This window comes from Kribbella antibiotica (assembly GCF_004349055.1).
Lineage (GTDB): Bacteria > Actinomycetota > Actinomycetes > Propionibacteriales > Kribbellaceae > Kribbella > Kribbella antibiotica.
Genome location: NZ_SMKX01000172.1, coordinates 1 through 17,522, shown reverse-complemented (window position 1 = coordinate 17,522; position 17,522 = coordinate 1). Strand labels below are relative to the sequence as shown.

Below are 17,522 nucleotides of genomic sequence, written 5' to 3'. Positions count from 1 at the left end.
GGTTGGGGGTGGGTTGTCGGTGCTGGAGTATGGGTGTGGGACTGGGCCGGCGGCTTGTTTCTTGGCGGGGCTGGGGTTTCGGGTGACGGCGGTTGATTTGATTCCCGAGGCGATCGAGCTGGCGAAGGGGTTTGCGGCGGAGCTCGGGGTTCAGGTGGAGTTCGGCGTACAGGATGTTTGTCGTTGGCCGGTTGAGGTTGAGCGGCGATATGACGTGGTGATCGACAGCTACTGCTTGCAGAACATCGTGCTCGACGAGGATCGGGCGGCGGTGTTTCGTGGGGTGCGCGATCGGCTCGCGCCGGGCGGGCGGTATCTGATCTCAACCGCCCTGTACGACGCCAGTCGCGTCTACAGCGAAGAGTTCCGGTACGACGCGGTCACGGGGATCTGTTATCGGGGCGAGCTGCCTTATCGCCGGCATCTCACCCCGGACGCGTTGCGGGCGGAGCTGACCGCGGCGGGGTTCGAGGTGGTGTCGCTCAGCGGCGATAATTCGGTGTGCACGGCGGCCTGACAGCGGTTACGGTCCGGGGATGTCTGATCTTCTGCCGCGATCGACGCCGGCCGCCTCGGGAATGTCCAGCAGGGCGATCATCGCGCTGCTGGATCGGATCGCGGCAGAATCCATTGAGCTGCACTCGATCATGGTCGTGCGGCAGGGGCACATCATCGCGGAAGGCTGGTGGGCGCCGTACTCGGCTGAGCGCCCGCATCTCCTGTATTCGTTGACGAAATCGTTCACCTCGATGGCTGTCGGGATGGTGATCGTCGACGGCTTGCTGTCGTTGGACGACCGCGTGGTGGACGTCTTGCCCGAGCACGTCCCGGCTGATGTTTCGGAGCAAGGGCGACGGCTGACCGTTCACCATCTGCTGTCGATGACGGCCGGGCATGCCGGCGACAGTCTGGGCGAAGCGTGGGAGCTGGAGCCGGATGATCTGGTGAAGGGGTTTCTGCGGGTGCCGTTCACGGAGCCTGAGGGGACGCGGCACACCTACGACAACGCGACCACGTTCATCCTGGCGCGGATGGTGGAGCGCGTCACCGGCCGCGGCCTGCCGGAGTTTCTCGATGAGCGGCTGTTCACGCCGATGGGGATCGAGTCGCCCGAGTGGGATCGGGTGGCGAGCGGCCTCGCGTTCGGATTCCACGGGCTGCATCTGACGACCGAGGCGGTCGCGGCGTTCGGTGAGCTGTTGTTGCGCGGCGGTCGCTGGGGCGATCAGCAACTCGTCCCGCGCGAATGGGTGGAGCTCGCGACCCGGCAGCAGGTCGAGACGCTGCCGGTCGATGACGAGTGGGCCACCGCCGACTTCCTGTGCGGGTACGGATACCAGGTCTGGATGTCGCGCCACGGCTACTTCGGGAACGGCGCCTTCGGCCAGCAATGCATCGTCGTACCGGAGCATGACCTCGTCATCGCCGTCACCTCCGCTCTCGACGAGCGGCAGCCGATCCCTGGCATCTTCTGGGATCACCTGCTGCCCGGGCCGGTCGATCCAGCCGACGACGAGCTCCTCGCTGAGCGGCTAAAGCAGTTGTCGATTGCGCCGGTGTCAGGTGCTCCGGGGCGTTCGGCCAAAGCCACAGTCGACGCGTCCGCTGCGGACTCCGCATTGCCCGCTGGTACGGCGGTAGTCGTCGAAGCCGTCGATGGCGGCTGGCTGCTTGAACTCGGCGCGTGGCCGGCCATCGAGGTCGGTCACGGCGAATGGCGGGAAAGCTCGCCACTCGGCCGAGCCGTCGTCGCCAGCGGCGCCTGGCAGGGCGAAACCTTCGTCGGCAAGCTCTACGTCATCCCCACGCCACATCACGTCCGCCTGCAACTCGACGCGGCGACCGGGATCGCAACCGCCACCTGGAACGGCGTACCGCTGACCGGCCCTAACCTCGAGCTCCTCATCCAATCCCCGCTGATGACTCGCCCCGACGTCGCCTAACCCTCAGGTACCCAGCAGAGACAGAAGGGGTGGCCGGCGGGGTCGGCGTACACGTTGGTGCCGCGGGCGGTGGCGGGGTCGCCGGCTTTGAGCAGGCGAGCGCCGAGCGCGAGGGCTTTGTCGTGCGCCTCGGTGTGGGTTGCTCGGCCCTCGAAGTAGAGGTCCAGGTGGATCTGCTGGGGCTGGGCGGGGTCCGGCCACGTGGGTGGTCGATGGTCGGGCGAGTGCTGGACGCCGAGCGCCCAGCCGCCATCCACCCAGATCGCATGCCAGTGGTCGCCCCACTTCTCCACCGTGCCATCGAGCAACCCCGCCCAGAAGGTGCTCTCGGCATCGAGGTCCGCGGCGTCGAACACGATCATCCGGTGCTTGATCTCCATGGGGAGAGTCTGCCGGGTCCGAGCCAGTGGTCGCCAGGCTTGCGGGTGCACCGATGAACGGGTGGTGGTCCGTGGCGCTCAGGATCTGAGGTACCGATCGCGCTGGAGCGGTGGGTTTCCGCGCGACCACTACCCGTTGATCGGTACGGCGAAGGGTGCCCTCGGCAATTAGATCGCGGGTGCGCATGGTGTCGGCTCAGCGGTCTGACCGCCACGCCATCACAATTGTGGTCGCGGGGACGGCCTGAGCGGGGGACGACGCGGTGGGAGGCGATTGTGATGGGCTGGCGGTTCGTCAGGCGAGGAAGTGGTTGAGGTGCTGAGCCCAGACGTCCGGTTTCTCGAAGTGACACATGTGCGCGGCGTCGGGGATGACTGACAACTGCGTCTCCGGTACGGCGGCGTGCAGCCGCTCGGCGAGTTGGACCGGGAAGCCCATGTCCTTCGCCCCGTGCAGGATCAGGATCGGCTTGGCGAACTTGCGCAGGATCTCTTCGGCATCACCCGAGAACCAGGGGTGGTAGAGGCCGGCCATTGCGCGCTCCCAGCTCCAGTCGCCCTCATCGGTCCCGAGGCTTTCCAGGAGCTCGAGATACGCCGGTGCCTTCGCCAGGTCCCACACGAAGATCGTCGAGTTGCGTTCCTCGGGTTTCGCCGCGCGCTCGCGCCGCTGGTACTCATCCCAGCCGGCCAAATACTCCTCCGCCGCACCACCGTCGTACGCCGAAGTCGACGCCAGGACGAGTCGCCGTACGAGCGAAGGGTGTTTGTCCACGAACTGCAACGCCGCCCGCCCACCGGTCGAGAACCCGAGCAGATCCACCGGCCCCAACCCAAGCTCCACGATCAACCGGCGCGTGTCCTCCACGACGAACTCCGGCTGCAACCGATCCGCCGGCAGCCCACGAGTGCTCCGCCCACACCCCCGGAAATCGAACAGCACCACATGCCGCTCAACCTCCGCGAACCCCGGCACGAGATACCCATGCCCCACATCAGGCCCGCCATGAATCACCACCAACGAAGGCTCATCACGCCGCTCGCCCAACTCACGAACGAACAGCTCGACCTCACCTACATCCACCATCCGCTCCATCGTCAGATAATCCCAGCGACGTCGGACAGTTTCTCTGGATACTGAGCGGGTGAACGCGCATGAGCCGAGCGGGCTGGAGAAGTACACGTGGACCGAGGCTGACTTCAGCCTGATGGGTTGGCACGACGCTAAGGTCCACGCGATCAGCGTTGGCGAGAACGAGGATGGACAGTTCCCACCGGGACGGCTGTTGCTGGACCTCGACTACATCGTGCGGTGGGTCGATCCGGTCCTCCCATCGCCGTACTTCTCGTTCTGGATCGCGCCCGCGACTTTGGTGTTCGAGACCTGGGACATCGAGGGGGAGCTCGAGCCCGCTGTCAACTTGCTGGAGATCGCGGACCTGCACCGGCTCGATTCACCGGACCACCTGCCCTATCTGTTGTGGCACATCGACGGCCAGAACTTCGACCTCCGGATCCGCGCCACCGGGTACACGCAGTACTTCCGCAGGGAGCCTCAGCACGTCTCGCATCAGCACCTCACCATGGCGCAGCGCGGCGGGCTCAGCTTTGCCGAGGTGTCGTTCGCTTAGGCGGTGATGGGGATGCCTACGTCTTGGCATTCGCGGATCTCGCAGGGGGAGGGGAGGAGCTTGGTGAGGTTGTCGGCGGTGGAGTGGTCGGGGAGGTCTACGAGGTAGGCGCCGTGGAGATCCGTGGGCGGTTCGGTGGGGAGCAGTGGGAGTACGGCGTGCAGGGTCCCGTGGGCGCGGACAGCGGTGGTGAAGGCGGCTAGGTCTGCCAGGTACTGGTCGCGGGTGGTCTCGTCGGCTGCGTTCCAGCGGTTGTAGTGGTCGGGCGCGGTCAGCAGGATCAGGTATTTGGCCATCAGGAACCTCGTCTCAGAGTGGATTGCTGTCTTGGAGCTGACGTACACGGGCAGCCGGGATCGACAGGTCAGGGCTCGATCAGGCAAAAGACGGTCCCGTCGGGGGCTTGCATGACGGTGAAGTCCGCGTCGGGCGGGTAGGTCCAGTCCTCGACGAGGTGGGCACCCAGGGATTCGAGGCGGGCGACTTCGGCGGCGACGGTGGTGTCGGGCGTGACCCAGAGATCGAGGTGGGTGCGGTCGGTGGAGTCGAGGTGCAGGCGGGTCGAGGCGCCGGCCGGTGGGACGAGGAAGTCTGGGTTGTCGGCCCGCGACGTGAAGCCGAGCGCTTGGCTCCAGAAGGTGGCGGCTGCGGTGGTGTCGGGGACGTTGAGCACGATGGCGCCGAGGGTGAGGCCCATGGGTTCTCCCGGGTGGATGTGAGTTGGACGGCATTCTTGCGGGCGCCATGGACAGAAACCCGATGCGGTGACTGAGGGTCACCGTACGGCGGCGTGTGGGATCGGTCACGCGGTTCTGCCTGCGGGGTCAGCGGCCTGAACAGGCCGATGCGGGATCCCTGCCAAGAAGAAGTAGGCTTGCGCGGGCACTGAATCGGGTGCCTGTGCAGATACTTGTTCCAGAAACTCGCAGGGAACTCGAGGAGAAGACCGCGTGACTTCCCATCGCCCCGCGGCGGTCGTAATCATGGCCGCCGGGCTCGGAACCCGGATGAAATCGTCGACCCCGAAGGTGCTGCACGAGATCGGCGGGCGCAGTCTCGTCGGTCACGCTGTCGTCACCGCGCGGGCTCTGACGCCCGAGCACCTCGTGGTCGTGGTCGGCAACGGCCGGGAGCTGGTCGAGGCACACCTGACCGCGCTGGATCCGGACGTGAAGACCGCCGTCCAGGAGCGGCAGCTCGGGACGGGCGACGCCGTTCGCTCCGGACTGACCGCCGTACCGGCTGCTTTCGACGGCTCGATCGTGGTCACGTCGGGTGACGTGCCGCTGCTGGAGCCGGAGACGCTGCAGGAGCTGGTCGCCGAGCACGACAAGCAGGGGAACGCTGTCACCGTGCTGACCGCGCGCGTCGCCGACCCGACCGGATACGGACGGATCGTCCCGGGTGCGGACGGCACGGTCGCCGCGATCGTCGAGCACAAGGACGCGACCCCCGAGCAGCGCCAGATCGACGAGATCAACGCCGGGATCTACGTTTTTGACGCGGCCACGCTGCGTGACGGTCTGAGCCGGTTGACCACCGACAACGCGCAGGGCGAGCTGTACCTGACCGACGTGCTGTCGATCGCCCGCAACGACGGCAAGCGCGTTGGCGCCTATGTCACCGACGACGCGATGCAGACCGAGGGCGTGAACGACCGCGTCCAGCTCGCCACGCTCCGTGCCGAGCTGAACCGCCGTACGCTCGACAAGCTGATGCGCGGCGGCGTCACGATCGTCGACCCGAACACCACCTGGGTCGACAGCACCGTCGAGCTCGCCCAGGACGTCACCCTCCTGCCGAACACGCAGCTGCACGGCGCCACCACGGCCGGCAGCGGTACGACGATCGGTCCGGATACGACACTGACCGACGTACAGGTTGGTGAGGGCGCGAGCATCATCCGCACCCACGGCTCGAGCTCGGTGCTCGGCGACGGCGCGAGTGTCGGCCCGTTCGCCTACCTGCGCCCGGGCACCAAGGTCGGCGTGAAGGGCAAGATCGGCACCTTCGTCGAGACCAAGAACACGAGCATCGGTGACGGCGCCAAGGTGCCGCACCTGACGTACGCCGGGGACGCGACGATCGGCGAGGGCGCGAACATCGGCGCCGGCACGATCTTCGCCAACTACGACGGCGTGAAGAAGTACCCGACCTTCATCGGCAAGCACTCGTTCATCGGGAGCAACTCCGTGATCGTCGCCCCGCGGACGGTCGCGGACGGCGCCTACCTGGCTGCCGGCACCGCACTGACCGAGGACGTCGGCCCGGGCGAGATCGCCGTGGCCCGGGGACGGCAGCGCAACATCAAGGGCTGGGTCGCGCGCAAGCGGGCCGGAACAAAGACGGCGCAGGCTGCTGCGGAAGCAGAAGCCGCGGCCGATACTGGCGACACGAAGTAACGGGAGGCCGGTCAATGAGCGGGATGAAGCGAGCTACCGAGAAGAACCTGATGGTGTTCTCCGGCCGGGCCCATCCCGGTCTGGCCACCGAGGTTGCCGAGCAGCTGGGATCCGGCCTGGTGCCGACCTCGGCGTACGACTTCGCCAACGGCGAGATCTACGTCCGCTTCGAGGAGTCGGTGCGCGGCAGCGACGCCTTCGTGATCCAGAGCCACACCTCGCCGATCAACGAGTGGATCATGGAGCAGCTGATCATGGTCGACGCGCTCAAGCGCGCCTCGGCCAAGCGGATCACCGTCGTGCTCCCGTTCTACGGCTACGCCCGGCAGGACAAGAAGCACCGCGGCCGCGAACCGATCTCGGCCCGGCTGATGGCCGACCTGTTCAAGACCGCCGGCGCGAACCGGCTGATCTGCGTCGACCTGCACACCTCGCAGATCCAGGGCTTCTTCGACGGCCCCGTCGACCACCTGATGGCGCTGCCGATCCTGAGCGACTACGTCCGCGACAAGTACGGTGACCAGCAGTTGGCCGTGGTCTCGCCGGACGCCGGCCGGATCAAGGTCGCCGAGCAGTGGTCCGCCCGCCTGAACAACGCTCCGCTGGCCTTCATCCACAAGACCCGCGACATCGACCGCCCGAACGAGACGGTCGCCAACCGCGTCGTCGGTGAGGTCAAGGGCCGCGTCTGCATCCTGGTCGACGACATGATCGACACCGGCGGCACCATCACCAAGGCCGCCGACGCCCTGATCGCCGAAGGCGCCGCCGGCGTCGTCATCGCCGCCACCCACGCGATCCTCTCCGGTCCGGCCGTCGACCGCCTGAAGAACTGTCAGGCCAGCGAGGTCATCGTCACCAACACCCTCCCGATCGCCGACGACCGCCGCTTCGACAAGCTGACCGAGCTCTCGATCGCCCCACTGATCAGCCGAGCCATCCGCGAGGTCTTCGAAGACGGCTCAGTCACCAGCCTCTTCGACGGTCACGCGTAGCCCGCCCTCCAGAGCTGGGGAGCGTTACCTGTCGATTCAGGTCAGTTACGCTCCCCGGCGACTCGCGCTGCTCACCGAGCAGGTGGGGCTGCAGGGGGTGGGGGTGCCGCGCCAGCCTCGGAGGGTGAGGACGGCGGCGACTTGGGCGGCTGCGGCGCAGGGATTGCCGGCCAACTGGTAGCCGAAACGAAGAGTCACCTTGGCGTTGATCGCCGCGGCGTTGTCTCTGGCCATGTCCCGCCACTGTGACGTGACATCGGCGTGGCCGGCCCTTCCGTCGAGCTCGACGATCAGGCCAAATTCGTCGTACCGGCAATCGCGCCGGATGGTTGTGCCGCCCAGCGTCTCAGCCGCCTGCCGAGTGGCGGCCGGAAGTCTGTGTGCGCGCTCCACCTTCCGCAGATAGACGAGCTCCAGCCACGACTCGACCCCGGCGTCGGCGTCGCGTAGTACGTGAGCGATGTGCTCGCGGCGCGGGAGGTTCGGCAGTCGGCTGAGCTCGCTCAACAGGCGCTGTGGAGTCGTCCGGTGCTGGCGACATGCATCCAGAAGTACGGACAACGCGCCATCGGTGGTCGACCGCCGGCTCGCAACGGTCAACAGCGCCACCTCTAACCGCACGATTGGTGGTTCACGATTCCCGAGCAGGCGGTTGCCAAAATCGTGGGATCGGCGAACGACGATGCCGGGTTGCCGGCGCACGCGACGGTAGTGCGGCAGCTCCAAATGGATCGGCTCAGTCGGCCAGTCACCAGTCAGCCCGTACTGGCGGAGCGCAGTCTCACCACCCAACGCAGCATCGGGGCCGTAGGCCAGCCACGCGGCCCAGACACGTGTCTCCCACGGCACCGGTCCGCTGAAACTGGCGTACGCACCGCGGTAGATCCGCTGGATCCGCCCGCTCCGCAACCGCGTCGCTAGCGTCCGGTCTGACACCCCATGCAGTAGCGCCTGGCGGCGGCTGAACGCTCCCAGTTGCCGATGCACCAATTCGGCGAAGCCTGCTCCCTCCACAGATTCATTCACACCAGAGAAGATGCACGCGTCTGCCCCTTCCAGTGCTGCGGATTTTTCCTCTTGTGGATAAGAGGGCTGGGGAGTTCTGCATATCAGTTTTGGTGGGTAGCGCTCCCCGGCTCCCTCGGGTGGGCGGGGATGTGGTGTGCTCGGGGAATGCGGATTGCTGTGTTTCACCCGGGGGCAATGGGGTCGCGACTGGCTGGGGAGTTGGTTTCTGCCGGGCATGAGGTGCATTGGGTGCCGGAGGGGCGTAGTCCGGCTTCGGTTGAGCGGGCTGCGGCGGCTGGACTGATCGGTACGGCGTTCGCTGACGCGGTTGCCGGCGCTGATGTCGTGCTGTGCTCGTGTGCGCCGCAGGGTGCTGTCGACATCGCTCGGCAGGTTGGGGCAGCTGGGTTCGCTGGGGTGTACGTGGAGGCGAATCCGCTGTCGCCGAGCTCGCTGCGGGAGGCGCAGGGCGCCGTACCGGGGGCTACGTTTGTGGATGCGGGTGTGGTGGGGCCGCCGCCGCGGGGTGGGGCCAGCCCGACGGATCTGATGTTGTCGGGGGCTGCTGCTGAGCAGGTGGCTGCGTTATGGGCCGGTACGGCGGTGACTCCGCGGGTGGTTGGCGCGGAACCTGGTGCGGCCAGTGCGGCCAAGTCGGCGTACGCGCTCTATAACAAGGGCAAGGCGGCGCTTGCGGTGCTGGCGTTCCAGCTGGCTGAGAAGCACGGGGTGACGGACGCGCTGGTTGCGCAGCAGGTGCGGGCGGATGCGGGCTCACTCCGCGACCCGCAACTGCCAGAGCAGCTGCGGGCCGTGGCGTGGCGGTGGGGCCCGGAGTTCGACGAGCTGGCCGAGACTCTGGACGACGCCGGTCTGGAGGGGGACGCGGCGCGGGCCCTCCGTCAGGTGTGGACCAAGCTCACTTAAACCGTGCCGAAGTCCTGCACCCAGTAGTGGTCCCAGGTAGCGTTGGAGTTGTAGCCGTAGCCGACACCGATCGAGCGGAAGCTGCAGTTGAGGATGTTGGCGCGGTGTCCCGCCGAGTTCATCCAGGTCGAGACCACTGATGCGGGCGTGGTCTGACTGGCGGCGATGTTCTCGCCCCGGCCGCTGTTGCTGGGGTAGCCGGCCTGCGCGATTCGGTCCCATGGGGTCCGGCCGTCCAGGCTGTTGTGGCTGAAGTAGTTCCGGTTGGCCATGTCGGCAGCGTGGCCCTGGGCCGCGTTGTCGAGGGAGCCGTTCCGGTTCAGCGCGGGGCAGCCGACCTTGGCGCGCTCGGCGTTGGTGCGGGACACGACCTCCGAACGGAAGTCCTGCGGGCTCATGGCTGCTTGGGCGGGACTCGCGAAGCTGATCATGGCGGTGAGGAGCCCGGCTACTGCCAGGCCTCCTCGGACACGTCGCTGCATAGTGCACTTCCTCGTCGGTATAGGGGCGGGTAACCAGACGGTGCATTCGGCAGTCAGTGTGCCTTGAACTCCTCGAACACGTAAGGGTCGATGCGCTCGACCAGTCCGTCGAAGGCGGCGACCGTCTGGCGCACTGTGGAGGCTGTCCAGTAGCCGGTGTTCCACCCGATGAGAACGTTGCCATCGACCCGCCACTGCAGTTTCGCGTTGCAGAGAAGCCATTCCAGCACCCGCGGGGTGAGCAACGCGCTGGCGTAGCGGCGGTCCGAACACTCGACCGAGAAGGTCCTGTTGAACTCCGCGCTCTCAAACTCCACAGGGTCCGGGAGTAGTGGATTCTTCGGTAACACCGTAAGTGGCGGCAGTGCGCCCGGCAGGGTCATCGCAATGACATGCCCCTTGGCAGCTGTCGCCGTACGGGTGGTTTGGTAGGTGAAGTCGCAGGCCCACAGCCGCTGATCGCGGACCATCCGCTCTGCGTCGCCCTGGACGCCGAACGCGCGGTTGGCCGCAGCAGCGAGCCATAGCTCGACAGGTGCAGGCGTGAGACCCACAGAGGCCACTCTGGCGGCGAAAAACGCACGCTGCCGCCGCTGCTCCCGCAGGTAGAGCGCGCCGAGCCCCGCCGCCAGCACTGCCAGTACGACGATGGTGGCGATCACGTGCCGTAGTCCCGGAGCACGAACGGCGGGATGCGGTCGATGACCCCGGCCATGGCTTCCAGGCGAGCCAGTACGTCGGGGACGGTGAAGCCGCCGTACGCCCAAGAGACGAGGGCATTGCCGGCGATCTGCCACTGCAGAGCGGGGTTGTGGAGCATCCACTCCATCAGCCGCGGCTGCAGTACGGCGGTTGCGTACCGCGGGTCCTCGCAGTCGACGCGGAACGCTTCGTTGAAGGCCTGACTCTCCAGCTCGATGTCGTTGCCGAAGGCGCGCTTCAGGGTGGAGTCCTGCGAGACGGTGATCGGTGGGAGCGCTACTGGCAGGTTGACCGCGATGATGTGCACGAAGTGCGTCTGAGTAGTTTTGCCGTTGCTCGTCGTGTACAGATACTCGAGCACGCACAGCCCCTGCCCGCGGAAGTCCCCGGCGAACATCTCACTCGGCCGGCCCTTTGCGAACAGCCGCCCGGTCACCTCAGCCAGCCACGGGTTCACCGGCGCCGGATACCACCCGTGCTGGGCTATGGTGTTCGCCCGCTGTTGCAGGAACTCGCGCCGCCGCTTCCGCTGCGCAAGACCCCAGGCCACAGCCACACCAAGGATCCCGCCCGCCACAACGAGGCAAACCATCACCCCGATCACTGCAACACACCTACCTGCAGATCCACAGCGGCAATCTAGCGAGCCGAAGGTGCAGGGGGCCTGGCGCCAGGCCCCCTGCTTGTCTCGGTGCTGTTACGGCTGGACGGTGAAGGTATAGGTCTTCTGGCCGGTGGTGATGGGGGTGCCGCCGGTGGTGGTGGCGGTGACTTCGAAGACGGCGGTGTAGGTGCCGGCGGCCTCGAAGGCCCAGTTGGCATGGGCGTGGGTGTTGATGGCAATGGAACGGGTGTCCGGCAGGCCGTTGCCGCTGTCGAACCAGACTGTCGGCGTACCGAGGGAGCTGGTGGTGTAGACGGCGACGTCGTCCGGTCCGCTGACTGAGACCAGCTTCACGGAGACGTTGTTGCCGGAGAGGACGCCGCTGGGGACGCCTTCGGTGTTGAAGCCTGGCCAGAGGATGTTGGTGGCCTGCGTCTGCGGGAGGATCCAGACCGGGTCACCAGGCGAACCCAGGAACGAGTACGCCGAGCTGGACGGCACTGCGGTCTTGCTGGCCGACACTGCGTTCAGTACGACGTCAGCCGGGGCGCGGTCGACCGCAGGGGTCACCGTGCTGTCCCGGATGTCGAGAGTGAGCGCGGAGCCGGTCCAGTCGACGTCAACGGCGTCCACGTGGCCCGACGAGATCGTCGTAGCGGCGAAAGCCGGGCCGACCGTCAGGACAGTGGCAGCGAAACCGGCGATGAAGGCGCCGGCCACTCCGCGGGCCTTCACTTCTGCACCTGGAAGGTGTAGGTGGCGACGGTGGACGTGACCTTCTGGCCGGTGGCGGCGAGGGTGCCACTGACCTTGAACTTCAGCTTGTAGGTACCGGCCGCCTCGAAGGCCCAGTTGGCGTGCAGGTGACCGCCGGCCGTCGTGTTGATGGTGTCCGGCAGCCCGTTGCCGCTGTCCGCGATACGGGTCGGCGTACCGAAGGCGTCGGTGGTGAAGATGCTGAAGTCGGCCGGGCCGGTGACTCCGACCAGGGTGACCTTGAGTGCGTCGTTGGTGAAGATGCCGCTGGCAATCTCCTCGGCGCCGATCCCGGGCCACAGCAGCTCGGGGTCCTGGACCTGGGGCAGCACCCACGCGGCGCTGCCCGGCGTACCGAGGAAGCTGTACGCCGCATCATCCGGTACGGCGATCTGTGAGCCAGGCTTGGCGATGAGCTGCACCTCGGCCGGCGTGTGCTCGACGCCGTGCTCCTCGTCGTGGACGTGCAGGTTGAAGGCGTTGTCCTCCCAGGCGATGCCGACGACGTCGACATGGCCCTGGTCGAGGGTGACGCAGGTGGTGGCGGTCGCGGGGACGGCGAGACCGGTGAGCGCGAGTACTGTCGTTGCCGACAGCATCAAGCGGTTACTGAAACGCATTGTGTTTCCTTTCAGGGGTTGGCGGAAACCACTGCCGTCGCACGTGACGTACGACGGGAGAGCAGACCGTGCCGGGGTGCGAACACCCAGCACGCGATGAACACCGCGGTGGCGGTGAGGACGATCAACCCGCCCGCGGCGAGGTTGAAGGCGTAGGACAGGTACAGGCCGGTCAGTCCGGAGAAGGCGCCGATCACCGGCGCGATCAGCATCATCACGCCGATCCGGTCGGTGAGCAGCCGCGCACAGGCGGCCGGGGTGATCAGCAACGCCAGCACGAGAATGTTGCCGACGGCCTGGATCGAGATCACGATCGACACCGTCACCATCGCGTACATGGCCAGGTCCAGCCAGAAGATCGGCAGTCCGACCGAGCGGGCGGTCTCCCGGTCCAGACCGACCGTGACGAACTCCTTGTGTAGCGCTCCGGTGATCAGCAGCAGTACGGCGCCTGCGATCGCGACTGTGACCACGTCCGCGTTGCCGATCCCCAGGACCGATCCGAACAGGAACGATTCCAGCGAGCCGCCGTACCCGGGGGCCGTGCTCATCACCACGATGCCGAGACCGAACGCGGCCGCGAAGAAGACGCCGATCACTGTGTCCTCCTTGAGTCGCCGGTTCTGCGAGAACACGGCGACCGACAGCGCGGTGATCAGTCCGGCGACGATGCCGCCGAGGACGAGGCTCGTCTTCAGGACGAACGCGATCGCGATCCCCGGGAAGACCGAGTGCGCGACCGCGTCCCCGATGAATGCCATCCCTCTGAGCGCGACATGGGTTCCGATGACTCCGCAGACGATGCCGGACATCAGTACGACGAGGAACGCGCGCTGCATGAACACATGCGTCCACGGCTCGGTGAAGAACTCGATCATCGGGTCACTCCCAGGCTGTGCAAGAGCTGCTCGGACCGCGCGACCCCGAAGGCGCGCAACCAGATCGCGGGGTCACGCAGCTCCTCCGGCGAACCATCGGCGACGACCGTGCCGTTCAGCAGACACAGCCGGTGGCAGGTGTCGGCCGCGGCCGGTAGGTCGTGCGTGGTCATCAAGATCGCGGTGTCCTCGGCGGTGAGATCCTTGAACAACCGGGTGAGAATCTCCTGCGTCGGTACGTCGAGTCCGGTGAACGGCTCGTCCAGCAACAACAGACTCGGTTTGAGTGCCAATGCTCGCGCGACCAGAACTCGTTGCCGTTGGCCACCAGACAGCTCACCGATCGGCCTCGTCGCCAGGTCGGTCAGGTCGACCCGCTCAAGAGCCTCCTGTACGGCGTCCTTGTCGACCTGACCCGGCCTGCGCAGCCAGCCGATCCGGTGCGTGCGACCGGTCATCACCGCGGTCCGGACCTGGACGGGGTAGTCCCAGACGAACTCATGACGCTGCGGGACATAGCCGATCGAGCCGCGTGCCTCGTGCGGTGTTCTTCCGTCGATGGTGATGCTCCCGGCGGTGATCGGGAGCAGGCCGAGGAGTGAGCGGAGGAGTGTGGTCTTACCGGCGCCGTTCGGACCGATCAGGCCCACGTGTTCGCGGGCGGAGATGGTGAGCGAGACGTCGTTGAGGACTTCCCGACCGCCTAGCTCGACGGAGACTCCGGTGACAGTGAGGACGGTCATCGGCGTCTCCTGACCAGGACGATGCCGGTGGTGCCGAGGACTAACACGACTGCGCCGACGATGAACCACCACAGTTCGACCTGTTGCCCCTCGGGCTCCGCCGCAACCGGGATCACGGCGGTCTCGGCGGGCGTCGTACTGGGGGTTCCATCGCCGGCGTACACGCGGAGGGTGCGGCGGTCGCTGACCGAGGTGCCGTCGGTGAGCTTGGCGGTCATCGCGACGTCGAGAAGGTAGGTGCCTTGGGCATCGAACGTCCAGTTCCCGTGGACGTGGGTGTTGACGTCGATGCCGGTCTGCTGCGGGAACGGCTTGCGGCTGTCGAAGACGGGCTGCGGTTTGCCGAAGTCCGAGTTGAGGAACAGCGTGAACGCGCCCGGACCGCGGACTCCCTCGAGCGACCACGTCACCTCGCGATCGACCCGCGTGGCGACCTCGGTGTCCTGCGTGTTCCAGCCCGGCCAGACGATCCCGGCCTGCTGCACCTGCGGAATCACCCACACCGACTGCCCTGGCTTGCCGAGGAACTGGTACGCCGGATCTTCCGGTACGGCGACCTTCGCCTTGCTGGTCGCTTGGAGGACGACCGTGTCCAGGTCGCGCCAGGTGGCCGGATCGGTGGTGTCGTCGCGCAGCTGAACCGTCCAGCGGTTGTCGACGAACTTCGGGCCGAGATCGACGTGACCGTTGCTGATGACAACTGGTTCGGCGGTGGGTGCGAGCGGCGCAACGGCCAGGAGGAGAGCGGCGAGGAGTTTCATCGGTTGGCCCCCAAGCAGCGCTTCAGCTCGTCGGCGTTGTGGCGCATCATGTCGACATAGGTCCTTGCGTGGTCGTCGAAGGCATCGCCGTACAGCGAGCAGACCTGGACGCCTTGGTCGCGGGCGACCTGGATCAGGACGGATGCGCGCTGGGCGAGATTCGGCTCGGTGAAGACGGCGGGGACGTGCAGGTTGCGGATCGTGTCCGACAGCTTGCGAACCTGCTCGACGCTCGGTTCCTGGGCCGGGTTCGGTACGACGAAACCGGCGACGGTCATGTCGTAGGCCGAGGCCAGATAGCCGAACGCGTCGTGCGTGGTGATGAGTTGGCGGCGATCGGGCGGGATGGTGGCGAGCGTCGTACGGAGGTAGTCGTCGAGCTCGTCGAGTTTGCTCAGGTAGGCCTTCGTGTTGGCTTCGTAGGCCTGCTTGCCGTCCGGGTCCTTGGAGATCAGGGTGTCGCGCATGAGCTGGGCGTAGGCCTTGGCATTGGCGACGTCCTCCCACAGGTGCGGGTCGATCTCGCCGTGGACGTGTTTGCCCAGTACTGCTTGCGGAAGCTGATGGATCTGGGTGCCTGGCTTGCCGAGGAAGCTGAACCTCGGGTCTTCGGGGATCGGCACCAGGGCTTTGTTCGGTACGTCGATGACGACGTTGCCAGCGGCAACCTGGGACTGGGCGGCCCCGACCTTGTGCGCGTCGCTGTAGGCGTAGACCTGGCCGGAGTCGAGGTCGACGGTGAGGTCGGTGTGACCGTCGCCGAGGACTGTTGCCGGGCCACCGGATGCTGGTTTGACGGAGTGCGGTTCTACTCCGACGGCGAAGGTGAACGTGCCTTGGCCGAGAGGCTGGAGCTTGCCGTCGTTGTTGTCGAGGCTGCCTTGGAGGGTGAGGTGGTAGACGCCGGGTTTGGTGAACGCCCAGTTGAGATGCGTGTGGGCGGCGGGAGGAAGCGTCGTACTGTCGGCTTTGTCCAGACCGTCGGTGGAGTCGAAGTAGCGGTCGGGCTGGCCGAGCGATTCGGTGAGGTAGGCAACTAGTTGGCCGGGCCCGTCGAGCTTGGTGGCTGCCAGTTGGACCGATGAGGTGCGTGTTGCTCCGCGCTGCTTGCCGGTGCCTCGGACGCGTAGCCCGAGCCATAGGACGTCCAGGCCGATGTTTTCGACCAGCGGGATCACGTGGGCGCCGTACGACTCGGCTGCTTCGGCGAGGGAGACGTTGGGGGCGTCCTTGTCGGCGTTCGCGTCGATGGTCTTGATGAGGCTCTGGGGTTCGAGCAGCAGGTGGTTGGTGAACGTGACGTCTGCTTTGGCCACCCGCTTGGCGTCGGCCGGGGTCGGCTCGTACGAGTGCGGGTCGCCGCCCGGCGGAACCAGCGAGGTGGCGCTGACCCGGTCCCCGCCGACCTGCTGCACGAGGTCGGCCAGGATCTCGGTCGTCGTGACGACATTGAGCTTGCCATCGGTGCTCGCCGCCGTGCTCGCGCATCCGGCCAGCAGCGTGAGCGACAACGCTGCCGCGACGGCCCGCCTCACTTGACGCTCCGTCGGGTCGCCACGAGCAGGCTGCCGCCGAGCAGGATGAACAACCCCGCCGCCACGAACCACCCCACCGGTACGTCGGCCCCAGTTGCAGCCAACCTGCACCCCGACACCTCACCCGCAGCCGTGCCCGCGCTTTGAGCACCCATCAGCCGTTTTTCGGGCGATTGGATGACTGAACCGTGCTCAAGGGGGAGGGAGCGGGCGCCGCCGGTGGGGGCTACTTCGACCTTGAGGGTGGAGGTGGTCTGGGTGGTGGGAGTCGAGTGGGTGAAGGTGAGGTTGTAGGTGCCTGGTTTGGTGAAGGACCAGTTGCCGTGGGCGTGGGTTCCGATGGGGATGCGGTAGGTGTCGGGAAGGCCGTCGGCGGAGTTGAAGACGATCTGCGGTTGGCCGAAGGAGTTGAACTCGAAGACGGAGACGCGACCCGGGCCGCTGACCTTGTCGAGGCGCCAGGTGACGCTGTCGCCGGGGATCTGGCCGGGTTTGAGCTCCTCGGTGTTCCAGCCGAGCCAGACGACACCGTCCTTCTGCGTCTGCGGGATCTGCCAGACCTGGGTGCCCTTGGGGCCGAGGAACCCGAACGCGCCACCGGGGGAGGTGGTGCCTGCTGCTGAGGTCAGGCGGATCGTGACCGCCTTCGGGTCACGCCAGACCGGCGTACCGGGCTTGGTGCCGTCCTTGATGCGTGACTGCAGTGCACCAGCAACCAGCCGTACGGCGTAGTCCGCGTGACCGCTGGTCAGCGTGGTGGTCGTGGTCGCCGGCTGTGTCGCGGAGGGGGTGCTCGCCGTCGGCGTGCTGCTGGGCGCTGCAGGCGGAGGCGTGGTGACGCAGGGCTTCGGGGCGGCGTCCCCCGGCGCCGTGGTCGGTGCGCTTCCGGAGTGCTCGGCCGGGGAGGTGGGGCGCGCGGTGGGTGTGCCCGCGGGAGAGCTGGGCGACGAGCTCGGCTGCCGCGTGGGTGGCGAGTGTGAGGGAGTCGGAGAGGTTGGTGTCGACGTGGGGTTGCCGGGGCAGAGGGGTTTGAGGTCGTTGCCGACTACTACCGGGAGAGTGGCGGTGTCGGTTAGGCGGTGGCCTGACTTCGTGGTGGCTGAGTAGGTGAAGGTGAGGTGGTAGAGGCCTTGCCGGGTGAAGGCCCAGCTGTCT

Annotated in this window: 21 protein-coding genes; 6 read left to right on the top strand and 15 right to left on the bottom strand. The window is 66.8% G+C overall.

Going from position 1 to position 17,522, the window contains the following annotated elements; genetic code table 11:
* Together E1263_RS36440 and E1263_RS36435 are read left to right on the top strand one after the other, a co-directional pair.
* Positions 1-517: class I SAM-dependent methyltransferase (locus tag E1263_RS36440; protein WP_132175918.1), on the top strand; the 517-nt coding region annotated here is incomplete at its 5' end.
* Positions 518-536: 19 nt separating this feature from the next.
* Positions 537-1,943, top strand: coding sequence for a serine hydrolase domain-containing protein (locus E1263_RS36435; RefSeq protein ID WP_202869230.1), 1,407 nt, complete (start codon positions 537-539; stop codon positions 1,941-1,943).
* Here the strand turns inward: E1263_RS36435 and E1263_RS36430 are convergent.
* Both E1263_RS36430 and E1263_RS36425 read right to left on the bottom strand, forming a co-directional pair.
* Complete coding sequence (locus E1263_RS36430; RefSeq protein ID WP_132175916.1) at positions 1,940-2,323, bottom strand: VOC family protein; 384 nt, start codon at positions 2,321-2,323, stop codon at positions 1,940-1,942. The genes E1263_RS36435 and E1263_RS36430 overlap by 4 nt on opposite strands.
* Before the next feature lie 295 nt (positions 2,324-2,618).
* Positions 2,619-3,419 (bottom strand): alpha/beta fold hydrolase, encoded by an 801-nt coding sequence (locus E1263_RS36425; protein ID WP_132175913.1) that lies wholly within the window; start codon positions 3,417-3,419, stop codon positions 2,619-2,621.
* Positions 3,420-3,468: 49 nt separating this feature from the next.
* Between E1263_RS36425 and E1263_RS36420 the strand changes: the two genes are divergently transcribed.
* The gene (locus E1263_RS36420) at positions 3,469-3,954 is read left to right on the top strand and encodes a hypothetical protein (RefSeq protein ID WP_132175911.1); all 486 of its coding nucleotides are present in this window, start codon (positions 3,469-3,471) and stop codon (positions 3,952-3,954) included.
* On the opposite strand, the gene E1263_RS36415 is transcribed toward E1263_RS36420, so the two are convergent.
* On the bottom strand, positions 3,951-4,250 hold the full coding sequence (locus tag E1263_RS36415; protein WP_132175909.1) for a hypothetical protein: 300 nt from the start codon (positions 4,248-4,250) through the stop codon (positions 3,951-3,953). The genes E1263_RS36420 and E1263_RS36415 overlap by 4 nt on opposite strands.
* 68 nt (positions 4,251-4,318) lie before the next feature.
* On the bottom strand, positions 4,319-4,651 hold the full coding sequence (locus E1263_RS36410) for a VOC family protein (protein WP_132175907.1): 333 nt from the start codon (positions 4,649-4,651) through the stop codon (positions 4,319-4,321).
* A 253-nt stretch (positions 4,652-4,904) separates the two neighbouring features.
* On the opposite strand from E1263_RS36410, the gene glmU reads away from it, so the two are divergent.
* Both glmU and E1263_RS36400 read left to right on the top strand, forming a co-directional pair.
* Entirely contained in the window at positions 4,905-6,356 is a 1,452-nt protein-coding gene (glmU, locus tag E1263_RS36405) for a bifunctional UDP-N-acetylglucosamine diphosphorylase/glucosamine-1-phosphate N-acetyltransferase GlmU (protein ID WP_132175905.1), read from the top strand.
* A gap of 14 nt (positions 6,357-6,370) precedes the next feature.
* Positions 6,371-7,351 carry a ribose-phosphate diphosphokinase gene (locus tag E1263_RS36400; protein ID WP_132175903.1) on the top strand — a complete coding sequence of 327 codons (981 nt, stop codon included), beginning with the start codon at positions 6,371-6,373 and terminating at the stop codon, positions 7,349-7,351.
* Between the two features lie 45 nt (positions 7,352-7,396).
* On the opposite strand, the gene E1263_RS36395 is transcribed toward E1263_RS36400, so the two are convergent.
* Positions 7,397-8,377 carry a type IV toxin-antitoxin system AbiEi family antitoxin domain-containing protein gene (locus E1263_RS36395; protein WP_165956872.1) on the bottom strand — a complete coding sequence of 327 codons (981 nt, stop codon included), beginning with the start codon at positions 8,375-8,377 and terminating at the stop codon, positions 7,397-7,399.
* Between the two features lie 129 nt (positions 8,378-8,506).
* On the opposite strand from E1263_RS36395, the gene E1263_RS36390 reads away from it, so the two are divergent.
* Entirely contained in the window at positions 8,507-9,286 is a 780-nt protein-coding gene (locus E1263_RS36390) for an NAD(P)-binding domain-containing protein (RefSeq protein WP_337590294.1), read from the top strand.
* Here the strand turns inward: E1263_RS36390 and E1263_RS36385 are convergent.
* From E1263_RS36385 to E1263_RS36345, 10 genes are all read right to left on the bottom strand, one after another.
* Entirely contained in the window at positions 9,283-9,768 is a 486-nt protein-coding gene (locus E1263_RS36385) for a CAP domain-containing protein (protein ID WP_202869229.1), read from the bottom strand. The two genes, E1263_RS36390 and E1263_RS36385, sit on opposite strands and share 4 nt — an antisense overlap.
* Before the next feature lie 53 nt (positions 9,769-9,821).
* Positions 9,822-10,430, bottom strand: coding sequence for a hypothetical protein (locus E1263_RS43415; protein WP_202869228.1), 609 nt, complete (start codon positions 10,428-10,430; stop codon positions 9,822-9,824).
* The gene (locus E1263_RS36380) at positions 10,427-11,026 is read right to left on the bottom strand and encodes a DUF3137 domain-containing protein (protein WP_132175895.1); all 600 of its coding nucleotides are present in this window, start codon (positions 11,024-11,026) and stop codon (positions 10,427-10,429) included. The genes E1263_RS43415 and E1263_RS36380 overlap by 4 nt, the downstream gene beginning before the upstream one ends.
* A 141-nt stretch (positions 11,027-11,167) precedes the next feature.
* A complete protein-coding gene (locus E1263_RS36375) occupies positions 11,168-11,809 on the bottom strand; it encodes a choice-of-anchor M domain-containing protein (protein ID WP_132175893.1) in 642 nt (213 codons plus the stop codon).
* Entirely contained in the window at positions 11,806-12,450 is a 645-nt protein-coding gene (locus E1263_RS36370; RefSeq protein WP_132175891.1) for a choice-of-anchor M domain-containing protein, read from the bottom strand. Before E1263_RS36370 ends, E1263_RS36375 begins: the two co-directional genes overlap by 4 nt.
* 11 nt (positions 12,451-12,461) lie before the next feature.
* A complete protein-coding gene (locus E1263_RS36365) occupies positions 12,462-13,328 on the bottom strand; it encodes an anchored repeat-type ABC transporter permease subunit (protein WP_132175889.1) in 867 nt (288 codons plus the stop codon).
* Positions 13,325-14,071: an anchored repeat-type ABC transporter ATP-binding subunit gene (locus E1263_RS36360; RefSeq protein WP_132175887.1), complete on the bottom strand. Its 747-nt coding sequence runs from the start codon at positions 14,069-14,071 to the stop codon at positions 13,325-13,327. The genes E1263_RS36365 and E1263_RS36360 overlap by 4 nt, the downstream gene beginning before the upstream one ends.
* Positions 14,068-14,832: a choice-of-anchor M domain-containing protein gene (locus tag E1263_RS36355; RefSeq protein WP_132175885.1), complete on the bottom strand. Its 765-nt coding sequence runs from the start codon at positions 14,830-14,832 to the stop codon at positions 14,068-14,070. Before E1263_RS36355 ends, E1263_RS36360 begins: the two co-directional genes overlap by 4 nt.
* Positions 14,829-16,367: an anchored repeat ABC transporter, substrate-binding protein gene (locus E1263_RS36350; protein ID WP_132175883.1), complete on the bottom strand. Its 1,539-nt coding sequence runs from the start codon at positions 16,365-16,367 to the stop codon at positions 14,829-14,831. Before E1263_RS36350 ends, E1263_RS36355 begins: the two co-directional genes overlap by 4 nt.
* Positions 16,364-17,522 (bottom strand): TIGR03773 family transporter-associated surface protein (locus tag E1263_RS36345; protein ID WP_132175881.1); only part of this gene is annotated, 1,159 nt, incomplete at its 5' end. The genes E1263_RS36350 and E1263_RS36345, both read right to left, overlap by 4 nt.